This window comes from Gordonia sp. QH-12 (assembly GCF_001578675.1).
In the GTDB taxonomy this organism is placed as follows: Bacteria; Actinomycetota; Actinomycetes; order Mycobacteriales; family Mycobacteriaceae; genus Gordonia; species Gordonia sihwensis.
This window is the reverse complement of record NZ_KQ969305.1, coordinates 13,616-30,782: the sequence shown is the minus strand read 5'-3', so window position 1 is coordinate 30,782 and position 17,167 is coordinate 13,616. Positions and strand designations below refer to the sequence as shown.

The following is a 17,167-nucleotide window of genomic DNA, read 5'->3' as shown; positions in this document are numbered from 1 at the left end:
GCGCGTGCGCGAACGGCTCCGCGGTACACCGGCCCTGGCGGGTTGGCTGGCCGGACTGACGATCCTGCTGCTGATCAGCATGGCGCTCGGAATCGTGGTCGGATCGGCCGATCTGCCGCTGGGCACAGTGGTGCGAGCGCTCGGCAGCAGCGTGGGCATCGGCACGTCCGATGTGCTCGACGAGAACATCGTCGTTCAGCTGCGGCTGCCGCGGGTGGTCGGAGCGGCACTCATCGGTGCGGGCCTGGCGGTCTGCGGCACCGTCCTGCAGTCGTTGACGGGCAACCAGCTGGCCGACCCGTACATCCTCGGGATGTCTGGCGGTGCGTCTCTCGGCGCCGTGGTGGTGTTGAGCACGGGAGTCGGCATGGGCAGCATGGCCGGTGGCTCAGTGGTCTCCGTCGCAGCGTTTCTGGGGGCGATGGGTGCGCTGCTGCTGGTGTTCGCGATCGCGGTCACGCGCGGGGGCGCGCTGCTTCCGGGCAGACTGATCCTGGCCGGCGTCGCCGTCGGGCAACTCGCCGCGGCGCTGAGTTCGGCGTTGATCTACTTCGGCCCGCACGGCACCGCCGACCGCGTCATGTTCTGGTCGATGGGGTCGGTGGCCGGCATCCGCTGGAACACCCTCGCGCTGACCGCGATCGTCACCGTGTGCACGATCGTCGCCGTGCTGGCCCACGCCCGAACGCTGGACGCCTTCGCCTTCGGTGAACGCGCCGCCGCGAGCCTGGGCACTCACGTGGCCCGCACTCGCTGGGTGCTCTACGCGCTGGTGTCGCTGTGCACCGCCGTCCTGGTGGCGCTGTCGGGGATCATCGGGTTCGTGGGGCTCGTGGTGCCGCACATGGTTCGCTTTCTCGTGGGCCCGCTGCACTATCGGGTCCTGCCGGTGGCGGTGGTGCTCGGGGCATTGGTGGTGGTCTGGGCCGACATCATCGCCCGCGGCGTGATGCCGTCGCGGGAACTGCCGCTCGGGCTCGTCACCTCGGTGATCGGCGTGCCCGCCTTCATCTACCTGCTCCGGCGACAGCGAGGCACCGAATGACCGGTACCGAGACCGGGATGCCCGGCATCGAGATGCGGGCGGTGAGCTTCGCCCGCGGCGAGCGGAGAATCCTCGACGACGTCACGGCCCGGGCGCCCGCCGGCCGATTCACCGGCGTGATCGGCCCGAACGGGTCCGGAAAGTCGACCCTGCTGTCGATGGTGATGCGTTGGCAGCGGCCCGACGCCGGACAGGTGCTGCTGGGCGGCACCGACGTCCGGGAGTTGGGCCGCCGCGAGTTCGCGCGCACCGTCGCCGAGCTGGAACAGCACTCGGCGACCGTCCTGGAACTGTCGGTGGAACAGATTGTGGAGCTCGGCACCATCCCGCACGCCGGCGGATGGGCCAGGCCGCTCGGAGACGCCGCGCACGAGGCGCATCAGGCCATCGGAACGCTCGGCATCGAGCATCTGCGGCACCGCACCTGGCAGACCCTGTCCGGCGGCGAACGGCAGAAGGTCCAGATGGCGCGGGCGCTGGCGCAGCGCCCGAAGGTCCTCGTCCTCGACGAGCCGACCAACCATCTCGATGTGGCGGCCGGGCTTCACCTGCTGCAGCTGGCCCGGGATCTCGGCCTCACCGTCCTCGCTGCCCTGCACGATCTGCAACTCGCCGCGATGTACTGCGACCACCTCGTCGTGCTCGACGAGGGCCGCGTCCGTGCGCAGGGCAGCGCCTCCGAGGTGCTGACGCCCGAGTTGCTGGCGGACGTCTACGGCCTCGACGCGCAGGTGCTTCGCCATCCGGTCACCGGCGGGCCACTGATCGTCATGTGCGGCGTGGTTTCGGCCACAGGAGGGGAGAAGTGATGATCGACGCCGACTGGGTGATCGTGACGGCGCCGACGGATCGCGGCGCGGATGTGCACGGCGAACTCGCCCGTGCGCTGGGAGAGCTCGCCGAACGCCATCCGGGCACGGTCTTCCGCTCCGCCGTCCTGGGCGGTGAGTCCGACACCGTCACCGAGGTGCTCGACGAGGCGGCCCGCGAGGGCGCCGACTCGGTGGTGGTGCTGAGCGGTCAGACGCTCGCCGACCGAAAGATGGACGCTTGGTTCCGCCGCGTGATCGGGCACTGGCTGCGGAACCGCCCGGCGGGCTCCGCGCCGGATATCAGAATCGGCGGATCGCTTTGCCAGACAACGGATTACGCGAATCTGATCGAGCGGGCTGCCGCCGACGGCGGGGCCCCGGCCCGCGATACCACCGCCCCGCTCGCGACGAAGGCCTGGGACGCGGTTCCCGGGTTCGCGCGACACGTGCTGGTCTGCCGCGGTCCCCGATGCTCGGCGCGAGGGGGCGCCGAGACGCAGTCGGAACTCTCCGCCGAACTCGACGCCCGGCGGCTCGGCGACGACGACGTCCTCATCACGCTCACCGGGTGCCTGTTCCCCTGCTCGCAGGCGCCGGTGGTCGCGGTCTACCCGGACGACGTCTGGTACGCCGGACTCACAGCGGCGCGAGTCGCCGATGTGGTGGAGCGGCACCTGGTGGGAGGTGAACCGATCCGGGAGTGGTTCGGAGACCGATCGGCGAGCCGGTGAACCGGACGCCCGAGCGGAGACGGCCGGGGACGGCCCGGATGTCCGGCAAGTACATTCAGTACTGAAACCACAGTCGAAGGGGACACATGGCGGGCAGGGCGATCCGGATGTCGGTGGCGATGCTGGCGGGTGGCGCAGTGCTCGCCTCGGTGGGATGCAGCACCGACGGCTCGTCCACCGCTGCCGAGCGCGAGGCCGCCGAGCTGCCGCTGACACAGGCCGAACTGCCCGCCGGTTTCCACACCGCCCGGCTCAGCAAGGACGCCCTCGCGCAGATGACGGAGCAACTCTCCGATTCCACCGCACACGTCGACATCGCACCCGCGCAGTGCGCGGCATCCGGAGCGATGGTCACCACGATCGACCCGAAGAGGGTCGGCGTGATGGCGGCGACCGATGGCGACGATGCGATCAGCGAGTCGGTGCAGCCCGTCGCCGAGATCGACGGCGGCGTCGACCTCGAGGCTGCGCGCAAGCAGGTCACCGGCGACTGCGGCGTCGTCCGGGTGCACGTGAAGGCCGGCCCGGTCAAAGGTTCGGAGATCACCGTCACGCACACCGTGATCGACGTACCGCGCGGGGCCGCCGACCAGGTCCTGGCGGTGGAGAGCCGGAGTAGGACGGTGAACGGTTCCAAATCCGGTGAGACGAGTCTGCTGGTAGGAAACGCCCTCGTCAACGGTTACGCGGTCACCGTACAGATGAGCGCCGTCGACCAGACCGCCGATCTGAATCGTGCAGTTTTCGAGGACGTCTTCGCCAGGGCGATCGCCAAGGCCGCGCGCTGACCGCCGCCTCGACGGGATGCCGGTGCCGCGCCCGGATTCCGCATCGGTCAGGATTGTCCCGTCTACTCAGTATCACCAGATAGGGATGAAGACCGACGTGATGACAATGAAGAGGATTGCCGGCGCCGCCGCTGCCGCGAGCGCGGCATTGCTGCTCGTGACCGGCTGCAGCTCGACCGAGGACGGCGCACCGGTGCCGGGTGCCGCATCGTCGGCCGCCGCACCGTCCGCCGATGCGGGCAAGGCGCCGACGCTGGTGATCGGCAAGGCCGAGTTTCCGGCCGGGTACCAGGTGACCCCGGTTCCGCGAGACCAGATCCAGAAGGTCGCCGATTCCGTCCTCAGCTCGACGAAGAGTGCCAAGGTGACGCCGGCGAACTGCATGCAGCTGAGTGCGTTTCCAGACAAGATCGACCTCGCCAAGACCGGCTTCGTCATCGCGATGAAGGGCACCTCCGTGCTCGCTGAGACCGTCTCCGTGGTCGACCACTCCGTGGAGGACTTCCGCAAGGCCGTGACCGGCGACTGCGGCAAGATCAAGGTCGAGATCACCGAGGGCCAGGCCGCGGGCGCGAAGGGCACGGCCGTCTCGAAGGTGATTCCGGCGCCGAAGACGAAGGCGGACGACGCGATCGTCGTGCAGCAGAGTTCCACGATCGACTTCAAGGGAACCACCACCAAGACGTCGATGATCGTCGGTTACGCGATGGTCAACGGCTACCTGGTCAGCGTGCAGGCCAGCGACGCCTCCCCGCAGTCGACTCCCGACCTGGCAGCGTTCAACAAGGTCTTCACCAAGGCCGTCGATCGGGTGGCCACCGAGACCGCCTGACCACTCCCGGACAATGAGAAAGGCCCGCCGACGGCGGGCCTTTCTCATATGACTGCGTCGGTCAGATGACGCCGAGCGCGTTCATCGCGTCGGCGACCTGAACGAAACCGGCGACGTTGGCGCCCAGGATGTAATTGCCCGGGTCGTTGTACTCGTCGGCGGTCTGCAGGCAGGTGTGGTGCAGGGTGCGCATGATGGAGCTCAGACGCTCCTCGGCGTACTCGAACGTCCAGGAGTCGCGCGAGGCGTTCTGCTGCATCTCCAGCGCGGAGGTCGCCACACCGCCGGCGTTGGCGGCCTTGCCCGGCGCGAAGCCGACGCCCGCAGCGAGCAGGACCTTGGTGGCCTCCGGTGTGGTGGGCATGTTGGCGCCCTCGGCGACCACCTTGCATCCGTTGCGGACCAGTGCCTCGGCGTCCTTCTCATCCAGCTCGTTCTGCGTCGCACACGGCAGCGCGATGTCGGCGGGCACCTGCCAGAGGTTGCCCTCGGTGACCAGGCGGGCACCGCCGCCGCGCAGTTCGACGTACTCGCTCAGGCGGGCCCGGCGGACCTGCTTGACCTCCTTGAGGATCTCCAGGTCGATGCCGTTCTCATCGACGACGTAGCCGGAGGAGTCCGAGCAGGCGATGACCGTGCCGCCGAGCTGGTGGATCTTCTCGATCGCGTAAGTGGCGACGTTTCCGGAACCGGAGACGAGGACCTTCTTGCCCTCGAAGCTGTCGCCCTTGGCCTTCAGCATCTCGTCGACGAAGAAGACAGCGCCGTAACCGGTGGCCTCCGGGCGGACCTGCGAACCGCCCCACGACAGTCCCTTGCCCGTCAGGACGCCGGACTCGTAGCGGTTGGTGATGCGCTTGTACTGGCCGAACAGGAAGCCGATCTCGCGGCCGCCGACGCCGATGTCGCCGGCGGGAACGTCGGTGTACTCGCCGATGTGGCGATACAGCTCGGTCATGAACGACTGGCAGAAGCGCATGACCTCGAGGTCGGAGCGGCCCTTGGGGTCGAAGTCCGAGCCGCCCTTGCCGCCTCCGATCGGCAGGCCGGTCAGAGCGTTCTTGAAGATCTGTTCGAAGCCGAGGAACTTGACGATCGACAGGTTCACCGACGGGTGGAACCGCAGGCCGCCCTTGTACGGGCCGAGGGCCGAGTTGAACTCGACGCGGAAGCCGCGGTTGATCTGGACCTGGCCGGCGTCGTCGATCCACGGCACGCGGAAGATGATCTGACGCTCGGGCTCGCACATCCGGGCCAGGACGTCCTGGTACTCGGGGTGCTTGACCATGACGGGGCTCAGCGACTCGAAGACTTCCTGAACGGCCTGGTGGAACTCGGGCTCACCGGGGTTGCGGTTGATAACCATGTCGTAGCAACCCTGGAGATCGCTGTCCCATGCGGTCATGTGTAGTACTCCCAACTGGTGCGCTGGACGAGGCGGGCTCGGCGCACACCGCAAATTCCGGTCCTCTCGGGCCAATTTCCGTTGGTCACTCTATCGGCGCAGCGGGTGCGGCATGAAACCGGATGCTCGTTTCGTGTGGTTGACCACTGCATTACATGCTTATTACGGCGCAGCCGCCACGACGACGGGGCCGGCGCGCGATGCACCGGCCCCGTCGCGGGAGAGCGGGTCAGATCCGGCTGGTCTTGCCGTACGCGTAGTAGACGTAGACGCCGGTTTCGGTGGTGACGGAGATCTTCGTGAACGGACGCACCGAGATCGGGCCGAGCGCGTTGGTCGCGTGAAGCTCGACGCCGGACAGCACGATGTCGGCCGTCGGCTTGGTGAGCGCGATCTTCGCGAGCGAGACAGTGGTGATCTTGCCCGCGGCCACCTCGAACTCGAGGTCGGTGGCCGGGATGATCGTCGACTCCGCGCCCAGGCTGACACCCACGTCGCCGACCGAGCCGCCGCCACCGGTACCGGAGACGGTGACGTTCGGGTTCACCTTCGCGTCGACGCCGCCGGTGAGCTTGAGATCCGGGGTGTGCGCGGTGATCTTGACGCCACCGGGTGCGATCGAGACCGGATACCCGATCTGGTAGCCGACCTCCAGCGTGGCGCTGACCTTCTTGTCCTTGATGCCGGTCAGCGCGGCGTGCACGTCGGACGAGAGCAGGGCCTCGGCCGAGGTGGGAGAACCGTCCAGCGGCGGAATCCGCTTGGCCGAGAGCTGGCCGGTGGTCAGCTCCACGGTGACACCCTCACGGGTGTGGTGGGTGGCCGCCGTTGCGGTGGCCGGAATCAGTGCGGCGGTCGCGAAGAACGCGACGAGCAGCGTGAACGCTGTGATCAGACGCTTGGTCATGTGTTGATTACCCCGACGGTAGAAGAGAGAGACCCGCCCGGCGGCGAGTCCATATCACAGTAGGAATCCGCGATGTGCCGATTCAACGAATCTCTCGCCGATGTCCGCATCGTCACTGGTCACAGGTGTGGATGAGTTATCCGGACCGGAGAAATTCCCCGGAATCCGGTGCTCGGATAACCTCACAGTCGTGACCTCGACGCCGCCGGAGAGCGAGTTCGGTCCGGCGCTCGCGAGACTCTTCCGCCAAGCCGGTAAGCCGACGCTGCGTGCGGCATCGGAGGGAATGGCCAGATTCGGTCGCGCCGAGGCCACGCCGCAGCGGATCAGCGACTGGCGCAACGGCAGACACGTCCCGCGGGACTTCGACACCGTCCTGCCGCTGATCATGTGGCTCAACCGGCGGGCGCTCGACGCCGGTGCCGACGACCTCGTGTCCATGCCCGAATGGAGACGGCTCTGGGAACGCCACCACGACCCCGCGTCGGGCGCCAGGCTGGACACGCCCTTTCCCGGACTCGCCTCGATGGGTGCCCGCGACCGCGACAGGTACTTCGGACGCGACGACACGATCGCCGCCCTCTCGGGGCTGCTTTCCGAGGCACGGGACTCGGCGGGCAATCGGGTCGTCGTGGTGACCGGAGTGTCGGGGGCGGGCAAGTCGTCACTGCTCGGTGCCGGGCTCGCCCGCGCCGGTGAACCGTGGAACACCGCGATCGCGCTGCGCGTGGGGCCGTCCGGACTCGTCGGAGACGAGGTGGCCGCCGGTGCGGCGCTGGTGGTGATCGACCAGTTCGAAGAGGTCTTCGCGCTCGACGACGAGACGCGGCGACGCGCCGTGCTCGATCGGGTGCAGGAACTCTCGGACGCCGGGAGCGTGGTGGTCCTGGGTATCCGCGCCGACTTCTTCCGCGCCTGCGTCGAGTACCCGATGCTCGCCCGAGCGTGGCAGGACCGTTCGATGATCCTGTCCGAGATGTCCGACGACCAGCTCCGTCAGGTCATCATCGAGCCGGTGCGGATGGCCGGCGGCCGGATCGACGAAGGTCTGGCGGATCTGATGATCGACGATCTGCACCAGGCCTCCACCGAGGGCGATCGCGCGGGACGGCTCCCGCTGCTCGCCCACGCTCTCCAGGTGATGTGGGCGAAACGGACCGGGAACCGGCTGACGGTCGGGTCGTACCGCGCCGCGGGCGGGATCACCTCGGCGCTCGCTGAGACCGCGGAACGCACCTGGGCCGCACTCGACCCGGCCGACCACGAGGAGGCCAGGGCACTGCTGCTGGCGCTGGTCCAGTTCGGTCCTCGCCGGACGCCGATGCGCAACGCCGTCGCCCCGAGTGATCTGCGGGAGCGCTTCCCGGAATCGGCCACGCGGATCATCGACGCCTTCTCCGACGCCCGATTGCTGACGGTGAGTTCGGAATCGGTCACCTTCATCCACGAGGCGGTCATGTCCGCATGGCCGCGGATGGCCGACTGGATCGCGGAAGACGCGGATCTGATCCAGTGGATGCAGCAGTTGGCGGCGGACACCGACGCGTGGAACGAGAGCGGCCGCGCAGCGGACCACCTCTACAGCGGAGCCCGGCTGGCGACCTCGCAGGCCAACCGCGCCGAACTGGGCGCTCACCGTCAGGTCCTGCTGCCGGCCGGTGCCGCGGAGTTCCTCGACGCCGCAGGCAGGCAACGGACCGTCCGCAAGCGCCTCCGGTTCGCTTCGATCACGTTGGTGGTGGTCCTCGGCCTGGCGTCCGCGATCACCGCGATCATCGCCACGCGGCAGGCGAGCGATCTCGCACGGCAGCGCAACAGCGCCGAACACGCGGCCGTCATGTCCAGCATCGAAGGACTGGTGAGTTCGGATCCGTCGCTGGCCGCGCGGATGCTGGCGGTGGCGGATCAGCACTACGCCGACGACACCGAGGTCAGCAGTGGCTTGCTCGCGGCATACACCTCACCGCTCGCACGCTCGCTCGACGGGCACACCGGCGCGGTCTACGACGTCATGTTCTCCCGCGACGGACGGCTGCTCGCGTCGGCGAGCAACGACCGCACGGTCCGCGTGTGGCAGCGCACCGACGGTGCGGTGAAGCCCTTCCGCGAGGTGGCCCGGTTGGGCGGCTTCGGGTCGTTCGTCACCTCGGTGGATTTCGATCGCTCCGGCCGGCTGCTCGCCGCGGCGAGCGGCGACGGCACGGTCCGGCTGTGGAACGTCGCCGATCCCGGGTCTCCTCGGGAGATCGCGACATTGAGGCCCGGCAGCGGCGCGGCGTATCTCACGCGCTTCAGTCCCAGCGGCGCTCACCTGGCGGCCTCGTCCGACGACGGAACGGTCACCGTGTACCGCGTCGACGGCGACCGTCCGCCGACGCAGACCGCGGTGCTGCGCGGCCACACCCGCGCGGTCCGCTCGCTCGCGTTCAACTCCGCGGGCACGGTGCTGGCGACCGGCGGGGAAGACCAGACGGTACGGCTCTGGACGGCCGCCGACACCGACACCCCGCGGCCCGCGGGCGAACCGTTGCGCGGATTCCCCAGCATCACCCACGCGCTGGCCTTCACCCGCGGTGACTCGGTGCTTGCCGTCACCGGCGACAGCGCCAACGTGCAGTTGTGGAACGTCACCGACCCGGCGGCGCCCCGGCCGGACACCACGTCGCTGGCCGGCGTCACCGGCGGCTCGTGGTCCATCGCCGCCAACCCGGTGCGCCCGCTGCTGGCCCGCGCCGGGACCGACGGGATCGTGCATGTCTGGAACACCACGTCGATCTCCGATCCGTTGCCGCTCTGGGAGCTGCAGCGATCGGCCGCACCCGGAGCGGTGCGCATGGTCAGCACCGTGTTCAGCCCCGACGGTCAGGAACTCGCCGTCGGGCGGTCGGACGGCGAGGTGGACCTCTGGACCCTGCCGCCGGGCCTGCTCCCGGACCGCGGCGCACTGATCAGCGGCGTGGGCATGGACGCGTCGGGCCGCCGGCTGGTGACGGTCGGTTCCGACGCCCGGCTGAACGTCTGGACCCGGGACGACGGGCAGTGGCACCAGCGGGGCGGTGTCGACATCGACCGCCGGGCCAACAACCGGCCCAGCGTCGCGGTGACCACCGACGGGATGCTCGCCGCGACGGCCAACAACAACGGCGGCCTGGTGGAACTGTGGGATCTCGGCGATCCCGATCGCCCGCGCCGGGTGGGCGAACTCCGAGTCGGGACCCGATACACCAATGCGCTCGCCTTCGCTCCCGGCACGCGGGAACTCGCCGCCGGGATCGACGACCGGCGCGTGCAACGTTGGGATCTCACCGATCCGGCGGCGCCGCGACCGGTGGGCGATCCGCTCGGCGGGCCGGGGGATCTCATCCGCAGTGTGAGCTATGCGGTCGACGGTTCTCGGTTAGCCGTCACCGCCGACGACGGCAACGGCTACGTGTACCGGCTCGACCGGGCCGATTCCCGACCGCTGGTGCTGCCGATGGGCGAGGAGGTGGCCGACGCGACGTTCGCCCGCGACGGCAGGTACGTGGTTCTGGCGGCCGGTGATCTGGCGGTGTGGCGCATCGACGACGGCCCGCCGACGGTGGTCAGCAGGGTCAGCGACCTGCACGCCGAGTCCATCGGCCGATCGGGAGGCCGGCTGATGATCAGCACGGGGACGCGGGAGGTGGTGGACTTCGCCCTGGGCGCCGACGGCTCGCTCACTCAGGGGGCGGCGGTCTCTCCTGTGCTCGGCGGGTCGCGGACGGTGTCGAACTGGGTGCTGCCGACCGATGCCGGTTCGGGTCCCGGGTATCCGGTCGCCGGCGACGGCACCGGCGTCGTATACTTGCAGACCACCGACCGCGAATCCGCGCGCCGCTGGGTGTGCACTGCCACCGACCCGCTCTCGGGTGCGGAACGCGACCGCTATCTCGGCAGGCTGTCGGCGGACGACGGCTGCCCGTGACCCATCGGGTTCAGCGCATCTTGGGTTCGCGCGCGGCGGCGTCCGACGTGATGAACGTCCGCAGCACGTCGTCCTGGTCCGCCACCAGATAGCTCGGATCGGGCACGCCCCACACCTCCCGCAGGGCGTACTGTGCGGCCATCGCCGCGGCGTCGACTCCGCGCCGGGCGAACTCGACGATGCACGTCTGGTCGCGCAGCGAGCGCCAGCCCCGGTCGGTCAGCATGGCCACCCGCTGCCGGTCCTCTGGCCCGTACGGATACAGATCGCGATGCGCGACGGTCAACCGCAGGCGGGAGTTCAGCGTGTGGGTGAATACGACGGTGGGCTGCGGGCCGAACAACTCGGTCCAGAGTGCGAACACGGTGACGGGGTGGTCGTGACTCATCCGGTCGAGTTGGTCGGCCAACTCACACCGGAATCTGACCCAGACTCGATCGATCGCCGCGTCGAACGCGGCCTCGGAGAAGACGCCGGATGAACTGTCCATCGTGACCTCCTGAGCGGATGGCCCTACGGTAACAGCGGACACCGACAGATCGGGCGCGCTCAGCCGCCGATCTCGGCGCGTTCGCGCGTGGCGGTCTCGCCCGGCGCGGTGCGCGCGGACGCCTTGCGGCCCGAGACCGCGAGCACGACGCCGGCGGTCACGGCGAGCACTCCCACCACGGCTGCTGCGACGGCCGGAGCCCAGAACTCCACCGAGTTCGTCCACTCGAAGGCCGCCAGACCCGCGACGGCGCCGAGAGCCAGGGCCACGGCGAGGGCCAGGACTCCGATCACTCCGAGCCCGATCGCGAGCGCGGAGGCCCGGCGGCCGAGATCCTCGCCGATGAACCCGGCCGGGCGCTCGCCGGTGTACGGGCGCTTCCAGATGTGGAAGTCGGCGGCCTGACCCACGTGCTCCCAGCCCTGCGCTTCGCGGAACCGGAAGTAGTCGACGGGTGCGGGGACGGCGCGCCGCTCCACCGCGTACCGGACCCGGGCCGGAGCGGACTCGGTGAACCGCATTCGCAGCGGACTGAGCAGCGAGTAGTCGGTCAGCACGCGGCCGTCCGCCGCCTGGGCTTCGAGCCACAGTTCGAGATCGGCGGGCGACGGGTGCCGGAGCGCGACGAACCATGATGAGGAGCTCATGAGAACCTCCTGGGGAGAGCTGCCTGAGTAGAGCTTGCACTCCACTGTTCCGCCGGTCGGACGACCCGGTCAAGGAATTTGAGACTGAACTCACCAGTCGTCTCTTCCTGCAGTTTGGCGCCGATCCGCGGCGTCGCCGGCGATACACTCCGAGCCACTGGCGTCGAGTCGATTCGCGGAAGGGAGTCCCTTGAACGAGACGATGATCATCGCCGCGGGCACGCTCGTCGCCGACGGCGTGGTCCACCGGCCGGGCTGGGTGGAGATCGCGCAGGGCTTCATCACCGGTGTCGGCGCGGGTCCGCCGCCGGCCGCGGCGAGTGCGACCTTCGCCGACGGAGTGATCGTGCCGGGTTTCGTCGACATGCACGTCCACGGCGGCGGGGGATCGTCGTACACGGACGGGATCGGCGACGACGTGCGGGCCGCCGCCCGATTCCACCGGGAGCACGGAACCACGACGACGGTGACGAGCACGGTGAGCGCTGGTCGCGCCGAGCTCCGCGACATCGTCGCGCGTCTGAGCGTTCTGGTAGGCGAGGGGATCAGCGCGGGCATCCATCTCGAGGGACCCTGGATCAGCGGTGCGCGGTGCGGGGCGCACGACCCGGACGTGCTGCGCCCGCCGTCGCCGGGCGAGATCGACGAACTCCTCGAACTGGCCGACGGCGCCGTCGTGATGGTGACGCTGGCTCCCGAGCTTCCCGGCGCGATGGAGGCGATCGACCGCTTCGTGAGTGCGGGTGTCACGGTGGCCGTGGGGCACACCGACGCCACCTACGACCAGGTCCGAGAGGCGATTGCGCGGGGAGCTCGGGTCGCAACGCATCTGTTCAACGCGATGGCGCCGCTCGGCCACCGCGAACCAGGACCGCCGCTGGCCCTCATGGAGGATCCCCGCGTGGTGGTCGAGCTGGTGGCCGATGGGGTGCATCTGCATCCGGCCCTGGTGCGCGACGTGCAGCGTGCCGTCGGCTTCGACCGCGTCGCGCTCGTCACCGATGCGATGGCGGCCGCCGGCATGCCGGACGGCGCGTATCGACTGGGTGCTCTGGACGTCTCCGTCGCCGACGGCGTCGCGCGGGTCGCGCGGACCGGCGCGATCGCGGGAAGCACCGCCACCATGGCCGGATTGTTCGCGCGGACGGTCGCGGGCCTGCGCTCCGACGCCCCGGGCGTGCGAGACCGCGTCTCCGACGAGATCCTGCTCGGGGCGGTGGCCATGACCTCGGCCAACCCCGCCCGCGTTCTGGGGCGCGCGGACATCGGCGCCCTGGCATCGGGCCGCCGCGCGGATCTGGTGGTGCTCGACGCCGACCTGCGTGTGGTTCACGTTCATTCCGCACGCTGACCCCGCTGTTCGGATCTGCGGCGACGCATGCTACCTGCGAGTCGCATCGCGGGGTTTGCTCACAGTAGGGTCACAATTGGCCCGGTCGGGCACTCCGGCTGGAGCCACAGACATATGGAGGTACACCAGTGATGAGTGGCAAGAAGAGCTTGATCAAGCGACTGGAGAAAGAGGTCAAGCGCCTCTCCGCCGAAGTTGTCGCGCTCCGCGACACGATGCTCGCCCGTTCTCCGATGCTGCCGAAGAAGCCTGAGATGCCCGCGCCCGCGTCCAAGGCACCGACCGCCGTGAAGCCGGCGCAGCCCAAGCCCGCCGAGCCGAAGGCTGCTGAGCCCAAGTCCGCCGCGAAGCCGGCGACTGCGAAGCCCGCGACTGCGAAGCCCGCCACCCCCAAGACCGCCGAACCCGGCGCCAAGACCACCGGCGCCACCGCCAAGCCGGCCACCGCCAAGCCGGCCGCCGCGAAGGCCGCCACCGCCAAGTCCGCCACCGCCAAGTCCGGTGCTGCCAAGCCGAGCGCCGCGAAGACCGCCGCCAAGTCCGGTGCCACCAAGCCGGCTGCTTCCGCCAAGCCCGCGCCGAAGTCGGGAACCGCGTCGAAGACGGTGGCGGATCTGCGTGCCGAGGCCAAAGCGGCCGGAATCAAGGGATACTCGACGATGAAGAAGGCAGAACTCATCGCCGCTCTCGGCTGAACGCGTCGAAGTGCGGCCGTCCGACTAGGAGAACACGTGCCCATCGTCGTCAAGGGAGTCGTCTCCCGCAGCAAGAACGCGCCTACCGAACTGGTCGACATCACGATCCCGGATCCCGGACCCAATGACGTGGTGGTCAAGATCAAGACGTGCGGCGTCTGCCATACCGACCTCGCCTACGCCACCGGCGGCATCAACGACGAGTACCCGTTCCTGCTCGGACACGAGGCGGCGGGCATCGTCGAGACGGTCGGCGACGCGGTGACCCACGTCGCGGCCGGCGACTACGTGATTCTGAACTGGCGTGCCGTGTGCGGCGAGTGCCGCGCCTGCAAGCGCGGTCGGCCCTGGTACTGCTTCGACACCTTCAACGCCAGTAAGCCGATGACCCTCGCCGACGGCACCGAACTGACTCCGGCGCTGGGCATCGGCGCCTTCGCCGAGAAGACGCTCGTCCACGAGGGACAGTGCACCAAGGTCGACGAAGCCGCGGATCCAGCCGTCGCCTGCCTCCTGGGCTGCGGGGTGATGGCCGGGCTCGGCGCCGCGATGAACACCGGGGAGGTCGGTCGCGGCGATTCGGTAGCGGTGATCGGCTGCGGTGGAGTCGGCGACGCGGCGATCGCCGGGTCGCGCCTGGCCGGTGCCACGACGATCATCGCCGTCGACCGCGACCCGAGCAAGCTCGACTGGGCCAGAGAACTGGGCGCCACCCACACCATCGACGCGTCGGCGATCGACGACGTCGCCGAGGCCGTCAAGGAACTGACCGGGGGATTCGGCGCCGACGTGGTGATCGACGCCGTCGGCCGCCCCGAGACCTACCGGACGGCGTTCTACGCCCGCGATCTCGCCGGTGTCGTGGTGCTGGTCGGTGTGCCGACGCCGCAGATGCGCCTCGAGATGCCGCTGGTCGATTTCTTCAGTCACGGCGGGGCGCTCAAATCGTCCTGGTACGGCGACTGCCTGCCCGAACGCGACTTCCCGATGCTCATCGACCTGTTCCTGCAGGGCCGTCTTCCGCTCGACAAGTTCGTCACCGAGCGCATCGGCATCGACGGTGTGGACGACGCCTTCAAGGCCATGGAGGAGGGCCGCGTCCTGCGTTCGGTGGTGGAGCTGTGAGCACCGAGTCCACCGGACCCGAAGGATCGGTCCCCGCCGGTCTGCGGATCGACCGAGTCGTCACTTCCGGAACGTTCTCGCTCGACGGCGGCACCTGGGACGTCGACAACAACGTCTGGGTGGTCGGCGACGACGACCAGGCCGTCATCATCGATGCCGCGCACGACGCGGCGCCGATCCTGAAAGCCGTCGGCGACCGCGACGTGGTGGCGATCGTCCTGACCCACGCGCACAACGACCACATCGGAGTCGCCCCGGAACTCGCCGAGGCGACCGGCGCACCGATCCTGCTGCATCCGGCCGACGAGATGCTGTGGGACCGGACTCACCCGGGAGTGGCCCACGACGAACTCTCGGACGGACAGCGGATCGTGGTCGGCGGCCACGAACTCGAGGTGATCAACACGCCGGGCCATTCCCCCGGCTCGTGCGTGGTGTGGGCGCCGTCGGCGAACGTGCTCTTCAGCGGCGACACCCTGTTCCAGGGCGGACCGGGCGCCACCGGGCGTTCGTTCTCCAGTTTCGACGACATCATCGCATCCATCCGCGACCGAATCCTGGTGCTCGACCCGCAGACGCGCGTGTGCACCGGGCACGGCGACGAGACCACCGTCGGTGCCGAGGCAGGTGACCTCGACGAGTGGATTCGTCGTGGCCATTGACCGGCTGACGCGTCTTCGCCCGCCCGCGCTGAGCGGCTATCAGCGCTCCTGGCTGCGGGCCGACGTCCTCGCCGGGGCGTCGCTCGCAGCCGTCGCGATCCCGGAGGCGATGGGCTACAGTTCCATCGCCCATGTCCCGATCGGCGCCGGCTTGTACTCGCTGATCGTGCCGGCGGTGGTCTTCGCGCTGATCGGTGCGTCTCGGCTGCTGGTGGTCGGAGCGGATTCGGCCACCGCGGCGCTGCTCGCCTCGGGCATCGCGGGTCTCGGAGTGGTCGGGTTGCGGCCCGACACGGAGCAGTGGCTCGCCTGGGCCGGCCTCATCGCACTGGTGACCGGCGTGATGCTGCTGGTCGCCCGAGTTCTGCGCCTGGGCTTCCTGGGCGATTTCCTGTCGACCTCCGTGCTCGTCGGCTTCCTGGCCGGCGTCGGCGTGCTCGTGGTGACCGAGCAGATCCCCGGTATGCTCGGCGAACCGAAGCGCGACGCCGGCCACACTCTCGAGAAGTGGGCGCACGTGATCGGGGACGTCGACCGAGTGCACTGGCAGTCGATGCTGTTCGCCGCGGTGACGCTGGCCGGCCTGCTCGGCGTCCGACGGCTGCGGCCCAGCCTGCCGACGCCGATTCTGATCGTGATCGGGTCGATCGTCGCCGTGGCGGTATTCGGCCTCGATCGCTGGGTGCCGACGGTCGGGCCCGTCGACGCCGGTCCGCCGTCGATCGACTTTCCACCGATGAGCGAGGTGCTCGGGCGCCTTCCCACCGTTCTCACGGTCTCTTTCGGGTGCGTCTTGGTGATCTTGGCGCAGAGTGCGGCGACGGCACGCAGCTTCGCTCAGCGCCACGGAGATCGGATCGACGTCAACCGCGACATCCTCGGGCTGTCGGCGGCGAACGTCTCCGCGTCTCTCACCGGCTCGTTCGTGGTGAACGGCAGTCCCACCAAGACCGCGATCCTCGACCGTCAGCGCGGCCGCACTCAGGTCGCGAACATCACGACCGCCGTTGTGACGCTCGTGGTGGTGGTTGCCGCGTCCGGTCCGCTCGGTGATCTCCCGGAGGCGGTGCTGGCAGCGATCGTGTTCATGGTCGGACTCGATCTGATCGACTGGGCGGGGTTCGCGCACATCTGGCGGATCCGGCGCGTGGAGTTCGCCATCGCGGTGCTGACGACCGTGATGGTGGTGGTCTTCGGCGTGTTGACCGGCATCGTCGCCGCGATGGTGATGTCGGTGCTGCAGATCATTCACCGTCAGTACCGCCCGGAGCGGTTCGTCGTCGGGGTCGGCCGGAACGGGCAGCGCGAGTACGAGAGCGCCCGACCCGGGCATCAGACCCTGCCGGGACTCATCGTCTTCCGTTACGACGCGGACCTCTTCTATGCCAACGTCGGACGGTTCACCGACGACGTGACCGCGCTGATCAAAGCTGCGCCCGACCCGGTGCGATGGCTGGTGCTGGACTGTTCGGCGATCTCGGACGTCGACTATTCGGCGGCGAAGGCACTGCGCGATCTCATCGACTACGTGCATTCGGTGCATGCGAGGTTCATCCTCGCCGGTGTGACCCCGGAATTGCGGGGCGCACTCGAGACCGCGCAGTTGCTCGCCGATCTGGCACCCGACAGCGTGTATCCGAGCGTCGGCTCGGCGGTTCGCGCGTTCGAGCAGTCACCGCACTGAGCCGGTCCGGGCCGAGTCGTCACGCCGCGCAGGCGCCGTTCCGCCGG

General features: G+C 69.3%; 15 protein-coding genes. 11 read left to right on the top strand and 4 right to left on the bottom strand.

Annotated elements, in window-relative coordinates; all coding sequences use genetic code 11:
• Positions 1 to 4: 4 nt before the first annotated feature.
• The 5 genes from Y710_RS16920 to Y710_RS16900 all read left to right on the top strand — a co-directional run bounded on the left by Y710_RS16920 (position 5) and on the right by Y710_RS16900 (position 4,208).
• Positions 5 to 1,045 carry a FecCD family ABC transporter permease gene (locus tag Y710_RS16920; protein ID WP_045537507.1) on the top strand — a complete coding sequence of 347 codons (1,041 nt, stop codon included), beginning with the start codon at positions 5 to 7 and terminating at the stop codon, positions 1,043 to 1,045.
• Positions 1,042 to 1,854, top strand: coding sequence for an ABC transporter ATP-binding protein (locus tag Y710_RS16915; RefSeq protein ID WP_006897942.1), 813 nt, complete (start codon positions 1,042 to 1,044; stop codon positions 1,852 to 1,854). The genes Y710_RS16920 and Y710_RS16915 overlap by 4 nt, the downstream gene beginning before the upstream one ends.
• Positions 1,854 to 2,588: a (2Fe-2S) ferredoxin domain-containing protein gene (locus Y710_RS16910; protein WP_006897943.1), complete on the top strand. Its 735-nt coding sequence runs from the start codon at positions 1,854 to 1,856 to the stop codon at positions 2,586 to 2,588. Before Y710_RS16915 ends, Y710_RS16910 begins: the two co-directional genes overlap by 1 nt.
• A gap of 86 nt (positions 2,589 to 2,674) precedes the next feature.
• A complete protein-coding gene (locus Y710_RS16905) occupies positions 2,675 to 3,376 on the top strand; it encodes a hypothetical protein (RefSeq protein WP_045537505.1) in 702 nt (233 codons plus the stop codon).
• Between the two features lie 106 nt (positions 3,377 to 3,482).
• On the top strand, positions 3,483 to 4,208 hold the full coding sequence (locus Y710_RS16900; RefSeq protein WP_231650068.1) for a hypothetical protein: 726 nt from the start codon (positions 3,483 to 3,485) through the stop codon (positions 4,206 to 4,208).
• Positions 4,209 to 4,269: 61 nt separating this feature from the next.
• Here Y710_RS16900 and gdhA read toward each other — a convergent pair whose 3' ends face one another.
• Positions 4,270 to 5,613, bottom strand: coding sequence for an NADP-specific glutamate dehydrogenase (gdhA, locus tag Y710_RS16895; protein WP_006897947.1), 1,344 nt, complete (start codon positions 5,611 to 5,613; stop codon positions 4,270 to 4,272).
• Positions 5,614 to 5,842: 229 nt separating this feature from the next.
• Entirely contained in the window at positions 5,843 to 6,520 is a 678-nt protein-coding gene (locus Y710_RS16890; protein ID WP_006897948.1) for an MspA family porin, read from the bottom strand.
• A gap of 190 nt (positions 6,521 to 6,710) precedes the next feature.
• On the opposite strand from Y710_RS16890, the gene Y710_RS16885 reads away from it, so the two are divergent.
• Positions 6,711 to 10,466 carry an NACHT and WD repeat domain-containing protein gene (locus Y710_RS16885; RefSeq protein WP_062367989.1) on the top strand — a complete coding sequence of 1,252 codons (3,756 nt, stop codon included), beginning with the start codon at positions 6,711 to 6,713 and terminating at the stop codon, positions 10,464 to 10,466.
• 10 nt (positions 10,467 to 10,476) lie between these two features.
• On the opposite strand, the gene Y710_RS16880 is transcribed toward Y710_RS16885, so the two are convergent.
• Positions 10,477 to 10,956 (bottom strand): TY-Chap domain-containing protein, encoded by a 480-nt coding sequence (locus Y710_RS16880; RefSeq protein ID WP_006897950.1) that lies wholly within the window; start codon positions 10,954 to 10,956, stop codon positions 10,477 to 10,479.
• A gap of 59 nt (positions 10,957 to 11,015) precedes the next feature.
• Positions 11,016 to 11,603: a DUF2812 domain-containing protein gene (locus Y710_RS16875; RefSeq protein ID WP_006897951.1), complete on the bottom strand. Its 588-nt coding sequence runs from the start codon at positions 11,601 to 11,603 to the stop codon at positions 11,016 to 11,018.
• 202 nt (positions 11,604 to 11,805) lie between these two features.
• Between Y710_RS16875 and Y710_RS16870 the strand changes: the two genes are divergently transcribed.
• From Y710_RS16870 to Y710_RS16850, 5 genes are all read left to right on the top strand, one after another.
• A complete protein-coding gene (locus Y710_RS16870) occupies positions 11,806 to 12,954 on the top strand; it encodes an N-acetylglucosamine-6-phosphate deacetylase (RefSeq protein WP_062367991.1) in 1,149 nt (382 codons plus the stop codon).
• Positions 12,955 to 13,085: 131 nt separating this feature from the next.
• Entirely contained in the window at positions 13,086 to 13,649 is a 564-nt protein-coding gene (locus Y710_RS16865; protein ID WP_062367988.1) for a Rho termination factor N-terminal domain-containing protein, read from the top strand.
• A 36-nt stretch (positions 13,650 to 13,685) separates the two neighbouring features.
• The gene (locus tag Y710_RS16860) at positions 13,686 to 14,774 is read left to right on the top strand and encodes an S-(hydroxymethyl)mycothiol dehydrogenase (RefSeq protein ID WP_062367987.1); all 1,089 of its coding nucleotides are present in this window, start codon (positions 13,686 to 13,688) and stop codon (positions 14,772 to 14,774) included.
• Complete coding sequence (locus Y710_RS16855) at positions 14,771 to 15,436, top strand: MBL fold metallo-hydrolase (RefSeq protein ID WP_006897955.1); 666 nt, start codon at positions 14,771 to 14,773, stop codon at positions 15,434 to 15,436. Before Y710_RS16860 ends, Y710_RS16855 begins: the two co-directional genes overlap by 4 nt.
• On the top strand, positions 15,426 to 17,120 hold the full coding sequence (locus tag Y710_RS16850) for a SulP family inorganic anion transporter (RefSeq protein WP_006897956.1): 1,695 nt from the start codon (positions 15,426 to 15,428) through the stop codon (positions 17,118 to 17,120). Before Y710_RS16855 ends, Y710_RS16850 begins: the two co-directional genes overlap by 11 nt.
• The last annotated feature ends 47 nt before the right edge of the window (positions 17,121 to 17,167 follow it).

What these genes read in the sequence shown, in the direction of transcription:
- Y710_RS16880 (WP_006897950.1), bottom strand. Translation starts at nt 10,956, where the DNA reads ATGGACAGTTCATCCGGCGTCTTCTCCGAGGCCGCGTTCGACGCGGCG.
- Y710_RS16875 (WP_006897951.1), bottom strand. Translation starts at nt 11,603, where the DNA reads ATGAGCTCCTCATCATGGTTCGTCGCGCTCCGGCACCCGTCGCCCGCC.
- Y710_RS16910 (WP_006897943.1), top strand. Translation starts at nt 1,854, where the DNA reads ATGATCGACGCCGACTGGGTGATCGTGACGGCGCCGACGGATCGCGGC.
- gdhA (WP_006897947.1), bottom strand. Translation starts at nt 5,613, where the DNA reads ATGACCGCATGGGACAGCGATCTCCAGGGTTGCTACGACATGGTTATC.
- Y710_RS16915 (WP_006897942.1), top strand. Translation starts at nt 1,042, where the DNA reads ATGACCGGTACCGAGACCGGGATGCCCGGCATCGAGATGCGGGCGGTG.
- Y710_RS16865 (WP_062367988.1), top strand. Translation starts at nt 13,086, where the DNA reads ATGAGTGGCAAGAAGAGCTTGATCAAGCGACTGGAGAAAGAGGTCAAG.
- Y710_RS16890 (WP_006897948.1), bottom strand. Translation starts at nt 6,520, where the DNA reads ATGACCAAGCGTCTGATCACAGCGTTCACGCTGCTCGTCGCGTTCTTC.
- Y710_RS16870 (WP_062367991.1), top strand. Translation starts at nt 11,806, where the DNA reads ATGATCATCGCCGCGGGCACGCTCGTCGCCGACGGCGTGGTCCACCGG.
- Y710_RS16905 (WP_045537505.1), top strand. Translation starts at nt 2,675, where the DNA reads ATGGCGGGCAGGGCGATCCGGATGTCGGTGGCGATGCTGGCGGGTGGC.
- Y710_RS16900 (WP_231650068.1), top strand. Translation starts at nt 3,483, where the DNA reads ATGAAGAGGATTGCCGGCGCCGCCGCTGCCGCGAGCGCGGCATTGCTG.